This is a genomic window from Mycolicibacterium madagascariense (assembly GCF_010729665.1).
In the GTDB taxonomy this organism is placed as follows: Bacteria; Actinomycetota; Actinomycetes; order Mycobacteriales; family Mycobacteriaceae; genus Mycobacterium; species Mycobacterium madagascariense.
In genome coordinates, this window is the sequence record NZ_AP022610.1 from 719946 (window position 1) to 733237 (window position 13292).

A 13292-nucleotide genomic window follows, 5' to 3' on the forward strand; every position below is an offset into this window, starting at 1 on the left:
GCATGAGGGGAATCATCCTGGCCGGTGGGGCCGGCACCCGGCTCTACCCGATCACGATGGGGGTCTGCAAGCAGCTGCTTCCCGTCTACGACAAGCCGCTCGTCTACTACTCGCTGTCCACGCTGATCATGGCGGGGATCCGCGACATCCAGGTCATCACCACGGCCACCGACGTCGAGGCGTTCACCCGGTTGCTTGGCGACGGCTCGGCGTTCGGCACCAGCATCAGCTACGCCGTCCAGGACCGGCCCGACGGGGTCGCCCAGGCGTTCGTCGTCGGCGCGGATCACATCGGCGGCGATTCGGTCGCATTGGTGCTGGGCGACAACATCTTCTACGGCCCCGGGCTCGGTACCAGCCTGACGCGCTTCACCGACGTCGACGGCGGGGCGATCTTCGCCTACTGGGTGGCGAACCCCTCGGCGTACGGCGTCATCGAGTTCGGCGACGACGGCAGGGCGCTGTCGCTGGAGGAGAAGCCATTCGCCCCCAAGTCGCACTACGCGGTGCCCGGACTGTACTTCTACGACAACGACGTCGTCGAGATCGCCCGCTCGTTGCGACCCTCGGCGCGTGGGGAATTCGAGATCACCGACATCAACCGGACCTACCTGGAGCAGGGGCGGCTGCGGGTGGAGGTGCTAGCGCGCGGGACCGCGTGGCTGGACACCGGCACGTTCGACTCACTGCTCGATGCAAGTGACTACGTCAGGACCATCGAGCGTAGGCAGGGCCTGAAGATCGGCGTTCCGGAGGAGGTGGCCTGGCGTCGCGGGTTCATCGACGATGACCAGCTGGCAGCGCGGGCACGCTCACTGGTGCAGTCGGGATACGGTGCCTACCTGCTGGAGCTACTGGAGCAGTAGCATCGAAACGGCTGTCCGCCAAGGCCTTTCGGTTCCTGCGGGTGGTGAACCGGTCGGGCAGGGCGAGGACGAACACGTTGCGCAGCGTCAGCAGGTACTGCGTCAGCAGCGGTCCCGTCGTGTAGGGCAGTTCGTACTCCGCGCACAGCGCGCGCACCCGACGTGAGATGGCGGCCAGGCGATTGCTCGGCAGGTCGGGGAACAGGTGGTGCTCGATCTGGTAGCAGAGGTTGCCACTCATGAACGCCATCACCGGCCCGGCGTCGAAGTTGGCGCTGCCCAACATCTGTCGCAGATACCACTCCGGCTTGGTCTCGCTCACGAGCGTCGCCGGGTCGAACGTCTCTGCGCCGTCGGCGAAGTGGCCGCAGCAGATGACGACGTAGGCCCACACGTTGCGCAGACTGTTGGCGACCACGTTGGCGCCGAGTACGCGACGCCACCGCCGCAGGCTCAGCGCCGGGAAGATCAGGTAGTCCTTGGTCATCTGGCGACCGACCTTGTGCAGCAGCGCCTTTCGCTGAGCCGACCGCTCGACGTCGGTGTCGGCGCGCTCCAGCTCGGAGTAGAGGTCGTGCAGGGCGATGCCCCATTCGAAGGTGGCGGCGAGGAGCAGGCTGCGCAGGGGCTGCAACAGGTAGCTGGGCTTCCACTCCTGGTCTCGGCTCACCCGCATGACGCCGTAGCCGAGGTCGTCGTCGACGCCGAGGACGTTGGTGTTGACGTGATGGCGGTAGTTGTGCGAGAAGCGCCAGTGCGACGACAGGCCCGCCATGTCCCACTCCCACGTCGTGGAGTGGATCTCCGGGTCGTTCATCCAGTCCCACTGGCCGTGGCCGATGTTGTGGGCGAGTTCCATGTTCTCGATGCTCTTGGCGGCGGCCAGGCCGAGGACGCCGAGCCACCATCCGCGCCTGCCGGTGGACCCGGTGATCGCCAACCGGGAGGCCACCTCGAGGCAGCGCTGCGCGGCGATGGTCCGGCGGATGTAGGTGCGGTCGCGCGCGCCGCGGCTGTCCTCGACGTCGCGGCGGATGTCGTCGAGGGCGGCGGCGAAGGCGGTCAGGTCGGACTCGCTCAGGTGGGCGTATGCGGCGACATCGGAGATGGCCATGACGTATCGAGGTTTCTGTCGGTTCGGACGGCCCCCGTCGGTCGACGTGGGGTCTGCGAATCGGCAGGGTCAGGGCGCAAGACGCGGATGCAGGGTGGGTGTTTCCTGCCCGTGGGGTGTGCAGCCAGCTTATAGGTTCGCTCGGCTGCCCCGCAGGCCGCGATTGCGCCATGCGCGATGCGGGTAGAAGGCCTTGGGTGCTGTTACATTCTTCTTCGCAAATGTCACGGCGCTCCCACCGCGACCAGCAGAAAGCGAGACCCGCCATGACATCTCAGGAGCCGAAGGACGAGACCGAGGAAGTGTTGACGACCCCCGCCACCCCCGGCGCGCAGGCCCTCCCGAGCACCGACGACGACGAGGACGCGGCCACGACGTGAGGTAGCGCCCCGCGAGATTGCCGTCAGTCGACGAAAGATCGAGTGAGGGTTTGAGTGGTGTCAATCTCGCGGGGGGCGGGGCTTCATAACTCGGACTAACGCGGTCGTTAGTCCGAGTTAGGCGTCAGCCCGAGGGGCACCTCGCGAGATTGCCGTCAGTCGACGAAAGATCGAGTGGGGGTTTGAGTGGTGTCAATCTCGCGGGGGGAGACGCGGGAGACAGAGAGCCGATGACGGGAATCGAACCCGCGTATTCAGCTTGGGAAGCTGATGTTCTGCCATTGAACTACATCGGCGAGTGGTGGTGCCCAGGAAGGATACCAAGCCCGATACGCTCAACCGGTGCTGCTCTCCGATCGCGACATCCGGGCTGAGTTCTCCGCCGGTCGGCTGGGCATCGACCCGTTCGACGACGCGCTCATCCAACCGTCGAGCGTCGACGTCCGGTTGGACAACCTGTTCAGGGTGTTCAACAACACCCGGTACACCCACATCGATCCGGCCGTTCGCCAGGACGATCTGACGACGCTGGTCGAGCCCAAGGAGGGCGAACCCTTCGTGCTGCATCCCGGGGAGTTCGTGCTCGGCTCGACGCTGGAGCGGTGCACGTTGCCCGACGACCTCGCCGGCCGACTGGAGGGCAAGTCGTCACTGGGCAGGCTCGGGCTGCTGACCCACTCCACGGCGGGGTTCATCGACCCCGGCTTCAGCGGGCACATCACCCTGGAGCTCTCGAACGTCGCAAACCTGCCGATCACGCTGTGGCCGGGCATGAAGATCGGGCAGCTGTGCCTGTTGCGGCTGACGAGCCCCGCCCAGGACCCCTACGGCAGCGCCCGGGTCGGCTCGAAGTACCAGGGACAGCGCGGCCCCACCCCGTCACGCTCCTATCAAAATTTCATCAAGCATTGATTTCGCCGGCGCGGGTAGCCTCTTAGAGAACGCGGCGACCCGCTGGCTTCGGCTGTAACGATTGCGCAGGTCGAGGCGAAGAAATAGGGGGCTGCGCTCCTGCGTTCAGTTCCTTAGAATCGAAGATGCGTAGATCAGCTAATACTTTGGAGGAGTTCGTGGACATCGTTCTGGGTGTGTCCCTGACGCCGAAGACGGTGCGACTGGTGCTGGTCGAAGGTGTCCAGGCGGACGGCGCCATCATCGACCACGACACCTTCGACGTGTCGCCGTCCGAAGAAGCAGCAACGCCTACTGCGGCCGATCAGGTGGTCTCCGCCGTCCTGGGAACGCTCGAGAGCGCCCGCGAGGGCGGCCACCGACTGAAGGCGATCGGCGTCACGTGGAGCGACCATGCCGAGGCCTCCCGGCTGCGCGACGCGCTGGCCGGCGCCGGCATCGACGACGCGATGATGGTGTCGGAACTGCATGCCGCGGGTGCGCTGGCCCAGACCGCCGGACGTGCGGTCGGCTACGAGAGCACGGGGTTGCTGTTCCTCGATCGCGACACCGCAACGCTGTCGGTCGTCCGCACCGATGACGGCTCGATCGTCAAGGTGCTCAGCCGCAGTTTGCACAGCACCGACGCGATGGCGGTCCTCACCGAGATGGCCTCGGCGATCGACGCCCAGGACTCCCCGCCGCAGGGGATGTTCGTCGTCGGCTCGGGTGTCGACGTCGCGTCGGTCAAGTCCCATCTGCAGGACCTCGTCTCGCTGCCGGTGAGCGCCCCCGAGGAGTCGGGGCTGGCCCTGGCCCGCGGCGCGGCGATCGCGGCCGCGAACGCCCCGATCTTCGACGCGTCGACCGTCGGCCTCGCCTACTCGCAGGACCCCGACGGCACCGCGGGCAACGAGTACCTCGCCTTCGCGGGCGCCGAGACCCAGCTGCGCGGCGTCGGCGGCGTGACGCCCCTGTCCGACGAGGCCGACCTCGCCTACGCCGACGACTATGCGGACGTCCCCGCGGAGGAAGGGCGCAAGCCGTTCCTGCTCGTCGGCAGCGCGCTGACGTCGGTGTTCGTCATCGGCGTCATCGCCCTGGTGATCTCGCTGGCCGTCAGCATCCGCCCGACGGCCGACCAGCGTCCCGACCCCGGTCAGGCCGCGATCATCCCGAGCCCCGCGGCGTCCGCTCCGGTCGTGCCCCAGGCGGCACCGCCGCCCGCTCCGGTCCCCGCGGCAGCGCCGGCCCCGCCGCCCGCCGAGACCATCAAGAACCCGATCCCGGTCGTGAAGCAGCAACCCGAGACCCCGCCGCGCACTGTCTACGTCGAGCGTCAGCCCGAGGCCCCCGCGCCGCAGGCGGCCCCGGCTCCGGTGCCCGATCCTCCGGCCGCGCCGCCGCCCGATCCCGTTCCCGCCGCGGTCCCCCCGGTGCCGCCGGTGTTCAACCCGTTCCAGCAGCAACCGGCGTATCAGCAATATCCGCAGCAGTACCCGTACCAGCAGTACCCCCAGCAGCAATACCCGCAGTACCAGCCGCCCTGGCAGCCTCAGCCGCAAAGCCCGTGGCAGTCCCCGCGGGGGCGTGACGACGGCGGCTACGGCGGCTACCCCGGCGGCGGATATCCGGGCGGCGGCTACCCAGGTGGCGGTGGCTACCCGGGTGGCGGTCGCGGCGGCGGCGGCGGTGGGTGCTTCCTCATCTTCTGCGCGCCGGGACATCGCTGACGGTCGCGGGTCGTAGCGTGTGGGCATGTCCGTCTACGCGCTCAACCTGTTCGACGTCGCGAACCGCGACGAGTACCTGGCGTACTCGAAGCGGTCCGTCGCCGAGGTAGCCAGGTACGGCGGGCGCGTGGTCGCGCTCGGCAAGTACAGCGACACCATCGAGGGCGAGGTGGCCGGGCGTCAGGTCCTGATTCTGGTGGAGTGGCCGGACCGGGCGGCGTTCGACGGCTACTGCAACGACCCCACCCTCGCCGACCTGCACGCACATCGCGAAAACGGGACGTCTGCCTACGTCTGGCAACTGTTCGACCGGTTGGACGACTTGCGGCCGGTGCTTAAACTCGAGGCATGACGCCGGTCAGCAGGCATTCGCTCAGGCAACGTCTGCACTGGTTCGCGCTACACGGGGTGATCCGCGGTCTAGCCTCGTTCGGGGCGCGACGCGGCGAGATGCAGGGCAGGCTGATCGCCGATCCTGCGGTGCGCGCCGACCCCGGTGCCTTCGCCGACGAGTTGCGCGAGCGCGGCAGGATCGTGCGCGGCCGCGCCGCCTGGCTGACCGCCGATCATGCACTGGCACACCAACTCCTGCGTTCCGACGACTTCTCGGTCACCGCGATCGGCAAGACGCTGCCCGGTCCGCTGGGCTGGCTCGAACAGAAGACGACCGTCAAGGGCAGGCTGCATCCCCTGCTGCCGCCGTCGATGCTGTCGGTCGAGCCGCCCGAGCACACCCGCTACCGCAAGACCGTGTCATCGGTGTTCACCACCAGAGCCGTTGCGGCACTTCGGGAAAGGGTGCAGCAGGCGGCGACCGGCCTGCTCGACGGGATCGCCGCCGCACCGTCGGCGAGCGTCGACGCCGTCGACCTCTACTGCTCGCAGCTGCCGGTCACCGTCATCGGCGACATCCTCGGCGTGCCCGATCACGACCGGCCCCGCATCCTCGAATTCGGCGAGCTCGCCGCCCCCAGCCTCGACATCGGCCTGTCCTGGGAGCAGTACCTGCGCGTGGAGAGCGGACTCGACGGGTTCAACACCTGGCTGGCGCAGCACCTCGGTCAGCTGCAGCACCACCCCGGCGACGATCTGATGAGCCAGATCATCCGAGCCGGTGACGACGGCGCCCGCCTGAACGACGACGAGCTGCGCGCGACCGCCGGCCTGGTCCTCGCCGCCGGGTTCGAGACCACGGTCAACCTGTTGGGCAACGGAATTCGGATCCTGCTCGAGCATCCCGACCAGTTGGCGCTGCTGCGGTCGTCGCCGGAGCTGTGGCCGGGCGCGGTCGAGGAGATCCTGCGGCTGGAGTCGCCGGTACAGCTGAGCGCGCGGATCGCACTGGTCGACACCGAGGTCGGGGGGCGGCAGATCGCGGCGGGCGAGCTCGTCATCCTCTACCTCGCGGGCGCCAACCGCGATCCCGAGGTGTTCGCCGATCCGCACCGGTTCGACGTGACGCGGGAGAACGCGGGCAAGCACCTGTCGTTCTCCGGCGGCAGGCACTTCTGCCTGGGTGCGGCTCTTGCGCGCGCCGAGGGCGAGGTCGGGCTGCGCACGTTCTTCGACCGCTACCCCGACGTCCAACTGGCCGGGCCGGGGACGCGCCGCGACACCCGGGTCCTGCGCGGTTGGTCGACGTTGCCGATCAGGCTCGGAGAGGCGCGCGCAGCGGTACCGTCCTAGGCGTGGACTTTCGTGCAACGCTGCTCGGAGAGACCCGGGCCTTCGGTGACGCCATCCGCCGCGCCGACCCGAACACGCCGGTGCCGTCGTGCCCGGGGTGGACCATCACCCAGCTGATGAAACACCTTGGGCGGGGCCATCGTTGGTCGGCGCAGATCATCGCCGACCGGCGGCTGGAGCCGATCGATCCGCGCGAGGTGCGCGACGGCAAACCGCCCGCCGACGTCGACGGCGCGCTCGAATGGCTCGACCAGAGCGCCCAGGCGGTCATCGACGCGGTCGAGCGCGTCGGCGCCGAGACGCGCGTGTGGACGTTCGTCGGTCCGCGGCCCGCGGGATGGTGGGTCCGCCGACGCGTCCACGAGGCGACCGTGCACCGCGCGGACGCGGTGCTTGCGCTCGGCGGCGACCTCGAGATGGACTCCGAACTGGCCGCCGACGGCGTCTCGGAGTGGATCGACCTGGCCCTCACCAGCGCTAAGCCCGCCGACCCGCCGCTGCGGTCCGGGCAGACCCTGCACCTGCACGCCCACGACGACGGACTCGGCCCGACGGGGGAGTGGACGATCACCAACGACGACGAGGGTCTGCAGTGGTCGCACGCCCACGGCAAGGGCGACGCGGCGGTGCGGGGGCGAGCCGTCGACCTGCTGCTCGCGCTGAGCCGCCGCAGCAACGACGTCGAGGTCCTCGGCGACGCCGAGGTGTGGGAGCACTGGCTACGCAGCACGCCGTTCTGAGTCGGCGGGCGCCCGCGGTGTGGCCAACACCGACGCGATGGACGTCGTCAGCGGCACCGACAGCGCCAGCGCGATGCCGCCGACCGCGGACCGCGCGATCTCGATGGCCACGCTCTCACTGGTCAGCACGTCCCCGAGGGAGCGGTTCGCGACGCTGAACAGGAGCAGCAGCGGCAGCGCGCTGCCCGCGTAGGCCAGCACCAGCGTGTAGACCGTGCTGGCGATGTGGTCGCGACCCACGCGCATGGCGCCGACGAAGATGGCCCGTCGGCTGGCGCCGTGCTCGGCGATCTCGAACGCCGCCGACGCCTGCGTGACGGTCACGTCGTTCAACACGCCGAGGGAGCCGATGATGAAGCCCGCCAGCAGCAGTCCGGTGATCGACACGTTCCCGAGGTAGGCGGCGACCTCGTTGTTCTGGTCCTCCGACAGGCCGGTGAGGTGCGCGAGTTCGATTGCGGCCCAAGATGATAGAGCTGCCAGCAGCAGTGCGCTCAGCGTGCCGAGCAGGGCCGCGCTGGTGCGCAGGCTCACCCCGTGGGCCAGATAGATGACGGCGTAGAGGATCGCGCCCGACGCCACCAGTGAGACCGGGACCGCCGGCGCGCCGTCGCGCAGCGCGGGCAGCAGGAACAGCATCAGCACCGCGAACGCCACCCCGATCCCGATCAACGCCCGCAGCCCGCGCCAGCGGGCCACCGCGACGATCACGACCGCGAAGGTCGCGGCGAGCAGCCCCAGCGGCCAGCTCCGCTCGAAGTCGAAGAACGCATACGACGTGCTGCCGTTCTGATCGACCTGCCTGCTGACCCTGACGGCGTCCCCCACGGCCAGGCTCGGTTGCCCGGGGCCGCCGCTGAACTCGAGCAGGGTGTCGGCGCCGGTGTTGGGTCCGGTGTCGATCCGCACCAGCGACTGCACGCACTCACCGTTGCCGGGTTGGGCCTGCACGGGCGCCGAGGTCAGCACCCCGCCCGCCGACGGGCTGCCACACGGCGCCCGCGAACTCGACAGCACGGAGGCGGATTCGGTCGTCACGGCGCCGCCCTGCGCGTTCTGGAAGGGCAGCGGGATATCCACCGTCTCGCGGCTGGGCCACAGCACCACCATGCCGACCACCACGACCACCCCGATGGCGACCAGGAGCCCGACGACGACCTTGGCGGCGACCGGACCGAGGGGAGCCGGACCGGAGGGCAGGGAGTGCGAGTGCGAATGCGCCACAGGGCACCACCGTACTGGTGCCGGCTGAGGCGCTACTGCCGGTAGCTGGCCAGGAAGTTCCCCAGCCGGTCGATCGCATTCGACAGGTCCCGCGCCCATGGCAGCGTCACGATGCGCAGGTGATCCGGTGCGGGCCAATTGAATCCGGTGCCCTGGGTGACCAGGATCTTCTCCTGCAGCAGGAGGTCGAGCACCAGCTGCTCGTCGTCGTGGATGTCGTGCACCTCGGGATCCAGGCGCGGAAACGCGTACAGCGCGCCATCCGGTTTCACGCAGGAGACGCCGGGGATCTCGTTGAGCTTGGCGACCGCGACGTCGCGCTGTTCGAGCAGTCGGCCGCCGGGCAGCACCAGGTCGTCGATGCTCTGATGGCCGCCCAGGGCGACCTGAATGGCGTGCTGCGCAGGCACATTCGGGCACAGTCGCATGTTCGACAGCAGGCTGATGCCCTCGATGAAGCTGGTCGCGTGTTCCTTGGGCCCGGTGATCACCAGCCATCCGGACCGGTAGCCCGCGACCCGATAGGCCTTGGAGAGCCCATTGAACGTCAGGCACAGCTGGTCGGGTGCGACCGACGCCATCGCGATGTGCTTGGCGTCGCCGTACAGGATCTTGTCGTAGATCTCGTCGGCCAGGAGCAGCAGCTGGTGCTTGCGGGCCAGGTCGGCCATCTGCTGCAGGATCTCGCGGCTGTACACCGCGCCGGTCGGATTGTTCGGGTTGATGACGACGAGCGCCTTGGTCCGCTCGGTGATCTTGGATTCCAGGTCGGCGATGTCGGGCATCCAGCCCTGCGTCTCGTCGCACAGGTAGTGCACGGGCGTGCCGCCGGCGAGTGCGGTCGACGCCGTCCACAGCGGGTAGTCCGGCGCCGGGATGAGCACCTGGTCGCCGTTGTCGAGCAGCGCCTGCAGCGTCATCGTGATCAGCTCGGACACCCCGTTGCCGAGGTAGACGTCGTCGATGTCGAACCGCGGGAAGCCCTCGACGAGTTCGTAGCGGGTGAACACCGCACGGCGCGCGCTGGGGATGCCCTTGGAGTCCGAGTAGCCCTGCGCGTAGGGAAGCGCCTGGATCATGTCGCGCATGATGACGTCGGGCGCCTCGAAGCCGAACGGCGCCGGGTTGCCGATGTTTAGCTTGAGGATGCGGTGGCCCTCGGCCTCCAGCCTGGCGGCGTGGTCGTGTACCGGACCCCGGATCTCGTAGAGGACGTCCTGCAGCTTGGTGGACTGCGCGAACGTGCGTTGCCGGGGCTGATGGCCGGTGTGCCAGGGCAGCTGATGGGTGCTCACGACGTCCATGCTCCCATTGGCGTGCAAGGCATTTTGGCCACCGACCGTTACCGCTTGCCGGGCCTGCGCACCCCGGGAGCGATGCCGAGGCCCTTCACCGGGGGTTCCGGTGCGGACGGCGTCGATGCCCCGTTGGCCGACTCACCGTTGGCGGACCCACCGTTGGTGGACGGCGCGGGTGCCTCGGCCACCGGCTCAGCCGACGTCGCAGAAGCCTCAGCCGACGGCGCGGACGCCTCGGCCGACGGCGCGCCGGTCGTCTCCGGTTGTGCATCAACGGGTTTCGCGGCGGCCTTCTTGCTGCCGGGTCGCTTGGCGATGGCGAGCCCCTTCACGGGCGGCTCCGGTGCCGACTCCGTCGCGGGCGGGGTCTGAAGGCCGAGGTCCGAGTCGGCCGAGTCCGCGGGATCGGGTCCGGCGGGCACGTCGTCGGGCGCGACGTTGGCGGGCTGCACGACGCTGGCGTCGCCCTCGTGCGGCGGTGCCGTGTCGGCGGCGGGCGCGGCGGCCTTCTTGCTGCCGGGTCGCTTGGCGATGCCGAGTCCCTTGACCGGCGGCTCGGCCTTGGCCGGTGCCTCGGCGGGGGCTGCGGATGCGGCCGGTGCCTCGGTGGATGATGCCTCGACGGGTGCCGTCTCGGCGGTCGGTGCGGCAGCCTTCTTACTGCCGGGTCGCTTGGCGATGCCGAGCCCCTTCACCGGCGGCTCCGCCGCGGCCGGTGCCTCGGCGGGGGCCGCAGTGGCGGCGGGGGCAGCCTCGGCGGTGCCGTTCGACGCCGCGGGGGCCGACTTCTTGCCACCCGGCTTGCGGGCGACGGTGAGTCCGCCCTTCGCCGGCGCTGCTGCGGCGGCGGGCGCCTCGGCGGGCGCGGTGTCCACCGTGGCGGCGGGCTGGGCGGCTTCCTCCGCCTTCACGGGCTCGGCCTCGGCGGGGGCAGTCGCCAGCTTCGCCGCGGCGGCCTCGGCGGCGGCGCCCTTGGCGGGTAACGTCACCGAGTCCTTGTCCAGCGCTGCGAGCAGGAGCTGCGCGACGTCGAGGACCTCGGCCTCCTTGCCCATCTCCTCGGCACGGTCACCGACGCCGTCGGTCATCATCACCCGGCAGAACGGGCAGCCCGTCGCGATCTTGGAGGCGTCGGTGTTCAGCGCCTCCTCGGCGCGCTCGTGGTTGACGCGCTTGCCGATGTGCTCTTCCATCCACATCCGCGCGCCACCGGCGCCACAGCACAGGCCGCGGTCGGCGTGCCTCGGCATCTCGGTGAGCGTCGCGCCCGAGGCGCCGATCAACTCGCGAGGCGCCTCGTACTCCTTGTTGTGCCTGCCCAGGAAGCACGGGTCGTGGTAGGTCACGTCCTGGCTGACGGGGCTGACCGGGACCAGCTTCTTCTCGCGGACCAGGCGGTTGAGCAACTGCGTGTGGTGCACGACGGTGTAGTTGCTACCGAGTTGCGGATATTCGCGGCCGATGGTGTTGAAGCAGTGCGGGCACGTCGCGATGATCTTGCGGTCGACGGTCTCGACGCCCTCGAAGACCCCGTTGATGGTCTCGACGTTCTGCGCGGCCAGCTGCTGGAACAGGAACTCGTTGCCGGCGCGTCGGGCCGAGTCGCCGGTGCAGGTCTCACCGGAGCCGAGGACGAGGAACTTGACCCCGGCGGTCGCGAGCAGCTCGGCGACGGCCTTGGTCGTCTTCTTGGCCCGATCTTCAAGCGCGCCAGCGCATCCCACCCAGAACAGGTACTCATAACCGTCGAACGAGTCGACGTCCTCGCCGTAGACCGGAACGTCGAAGTCGACTTCGTCGATCCACTTGGTGCGCTCCTTGGCGCTCTGTCCCCAGGGGTTGCCGTTGCGCTCGAGGTTCTTGAAGAGACCGTTGAGCTCGGCGGGGAACTCCGACTCCACCATCACCTGGTAGCGGCGCATGTCGACGATGTGGTCGATGTGCTCGATGTCGACGGGGCACTGCTCGACGCAGGCGCCGCAGTTCGTGCAGGACCACAGCACGTCGGGGTCGATGACGCCGCCCTGCTCCAGGGTGCCGACGAGCGGGCGGGTGGCCTGCTCGGGGCCCGAACCGAGCACGCGTTCGAAGCCGGACTCGGGCACGGCGTGGGCCTCCGAGTGCCCTTCACCGCGGACCTCTTCACCGAGGCCGCCCTCGGCGGTGTTCTCCAGCGGCGTCTCCGCGCTACCGAGGATGTAGGGCGCCTTGGCGAAGAGGTGATCGCGCAGGTTCATGATTACGAGCTTGGGAGACAACGGCTTTCCGGTGTTCCACGCCGGGCACTGCGACTGGCAGCGGCCACACTCGGTACACGTGGTGAGGTCGAGGTAGCCCTTCCAGGTGAAGTCCTCGATCTTGCCGCGTCCGAGCACGGCGTCCTCGGCGGGATCCTCGAAGTCGATGTATTCGCCCTTGTACTCCATGGGAAGCAGCGGGCCAAGGGCATTCGGCAGCCGCTTGAACGTGACGTTGACCGGTGCGAGGCCGATGTGCAGGTGCTTGGAGTGCAACACGATCAGCAGGAAGATCAACGCAATCGCGATGTGCGCCAACAGGGCGACGGTCTCGATCCACTCGTTGGCGGTGTGCCCGAAGACCTGCATCCAGGAGCCCATGCCGTGGGAGAAGAACGCCCCCCAGCCGTAGGGCAGGTTGCCGTTGGCCACCGCCGCACCGCGGAAGAACGCGTAGCTGAAGATGACCAGGAAGATCATGAAGAGGATGAGCCACGCGCCACCGGTGTGCGAACCGTAGAAGCGGGAGTCGCGGCCGTATTCCTTGGGCTCCGAACGCAACCGGATGATCGAGAAGGTGATGATGCCGAGCAGCACGGCGAGGGCGAAGAAGTCCTGCAGGAAGCCGAGCGCCCCCCAGCGCCCGACGAGCGGGATGGCGAACTTCGGGTCGAACAGCACCCCGAAGGCCTCGAGGTAGACGGTGATGAGGATGAAGAAGCCCCACATGGTGAAGAAGTGGGCGATGCCGGGCAGCGACCACTTCAGCAGCCGGGTTTGCCCGAACACCTCGGTGAACTGCGTGGTGATGCGCCTCTTGAGATCGTCCTTGCGAGCGCCCTCGTCGATCGTCTTCTGACCCGAGCTGATCAGTTTGACCAGAAACAGCACGCGTTTGGCAGCGAAGGCCATGACGACTGCGGTGAGCAAGAGGCCAAGGGTCAGCCTGATCAGAGTCTGCGTGTCCACGCGTGCCTCCCGGGTTCAAGTTACCCATCAGTAAGGAGTCTTGTTACTGAGCGGTAACTTACGCTACATGCCAGCTCATAGTGGCACCCGGCGGTTTGGCGCCGCTACGAAGGTTCACCTAACTCACCGGTTGGTCGCCCAGGGTGGCCGCGCC

The 13292-nt window shown here is 68.7% G+C and carries 10 protein-coding genes and 1 tRNA gene; 6 read left to right on the forward strand and 5 right to left on the reverse strand.

Annotation, left to right across the window (positions count from 1 at the left end; all coding sequences use genetic code 11):
- Positions 1–2 precede the first annotated feature (2 nt).
- Positions 3–866, forward strand: coding sequence for a glucose-1-phosphate thymidylyltransferase RfbA (gene rfbA / locus G6N60_RS03285; RefSeq protein WP_163732498.1), 864 nt, complete (start codon positions 3–5; stop codon positions 864–866).
- Here the strand turns inward: rfbA and G6N60_RS03290 are convergent.
- Both G6N60_RS03290 and G6N60_RS03295 read right to left on the reverse strand, forming a co-directional pair.
- Entirely contained in the window at positions 778–1980 is a 1203-nt protein-coding gene (locus tag G6N60_RS03290; protein ID WP_163732501.1) for a fatty acid desaturase family protein, read from the reverse strand. The two genes, rfbA and G6N60_RS03290, sit on opposite strands and share 89 nt — an antisense overlap.
- 605 nt (positions 1981–2585) lie before the next feature.
- Positions 2586–2656, reverse strand: a tRNA-Gly gene (locus G6N60_RS03295).
- 46 nt (positions 2657–2702) lie between these two features.
- On the opposite strand from G6N60_RS03295, the gene dcd reads away from it, so the two are divergent.
- The 5 genes from dcd (at position 2703) to G6N60_RS03320 (ending at position 7410) form a co-directional block, all read left to right on the forward strand.
- On the forward strand, positions 2703–3272 hold the full coding sequence (gene dcd / locus G6N60_RS03300) for a dCTP deaminase (protein WP_163732505.1): 570 nt from the start codon (positions 2703–2705) through the stop codon (positions 3270–3272).
- 158 nt (positions 3273–3430) lie between these two features.
- A complete protein-coding gene (locus G6N60_RS03305) occupies positions 3431–4984 on the forward strand; it encodes a DUF7159 family protein (protein ID WP_163732507.1) in 1554 nt (517 codons plus the stop codon).
- A gap of 25 nt (positions 4985–5009) precedes the next feature.
- Positions 5010–5336, forward strand: a complete 327-nt coding sequence (locus G6N60_RS03310; RefSeq protein ID WP_163732510.1) for a DUF1330 domain-containing protein — start codon at positions 5010–5012, stop codon at positions 5334–5336.
- Positions 5333–6670 (forward strand): cytochrome P450, encoded by a 1338-nt coding sequence (locus G6N60_RS03315; RefSeq protein WP_163732513.1) that lies wholly within the window; start codon positions 5333–5335, stop codon positions 6668–6670. Before G6N60_RS03310 ends, G6N60_RS03315 begins: the two co-directional genes overlap by 4 nt.
- Before the next feature lie 2 nt (positions 6671–6672).
- Complete coding sequence (locus tag G6N60_RS03320; RefSeq protein WP_163732516.1) at positions 6673–7410, forward strand: maleylpyruvate isomerase family mycothiol-dependent enzyme; 738 nt, start codon at positions 6673–6675, stop codon at positions 7408–7410.
- On the opposite strand, the gene G6N60_RS03325 is transcribed toward G6N60_RS03320, so the two are convergent.
- From G6N60_RS03325 to G6N60_RS03335, 3 genes are read right to left on the reverse strand one after another with little or no spacing between them, the layout of a single operon-like run.
- Complete coding sequence (locus G6N60_RS03325) at positions 7390–8634, reverse strand: YibE/F family protein (protein WP_246240276.1); 1245 nt, start codon at positions 8632–8634, stop codon at positions 7390–7392. The genes G6N60_RS03320 and G6N60_RS03325 overlap by 21 nt on opposite strands.
- Before the next feature lie 32 nt (positions 8635–8666).
- Positions 8667–9938: a pyridoxal phosphate-dependent aminotransferase gene (locus G6N60_RS03330; RefSeq protein WP_372510943.1), complete on the reverse strand. Its 1272-nt coding sequence runs from the start codon at positions 9936–9938 to the stop codon at positions 8667–8669.
- 38 nt (positions 9939–9976) lie between these two features.
- Positions 9977–13138: a heterodisulfide reductase-related iron-sulfur binding cluster gene (locus G6N60_RS03335; RefSeq protein ID WP_163732525.1), complete on the reverse strand. Its 3162-nt coding sequence runs from the start codon at positions 13136–13138 to the stop codon at positions 9977–9979.
- Between the last annotated feature and the right edge of the window lie 154 nt (positions 13139–13292).

Coding starts and splice junctions, on each gene's coding strand:
- rfbA (WP_163732498.1), top strand. CDS start 3: ATGAGGGGAATCATCCTGGCCGGTGGGGCCGGCACCCGGCTCTACCCG.
- G6N60_RS03290 (WP_163732501.1), bottom strand. CDS start 1,980: ATGGCCATCTCCGATGTCGCCGCATACGCCCACCTGAGCGAGTCCGAC.
- G6N60_RS03315 (WP_163732513.1), top strand. CDS start 5,333: ATGACGCCGGTCAGCAGGCATTCGCTCAGGCAACGTCTGCACTGGTTC.
- G6N60_RS03310 (WP_163732510.1), top strand. CDS start 5,010: ATGTCCGTCTACGCGCTCAACCTGTTCGACGTCGCGAACCGCGACGAG.
- G6N60_RS03330 (WP_372510943.1), bottom strand. CDS start 9,938: ATGGACGTCGTGAGCACCCATCAGCTGCCCTGGCACACCGGCCATCAG.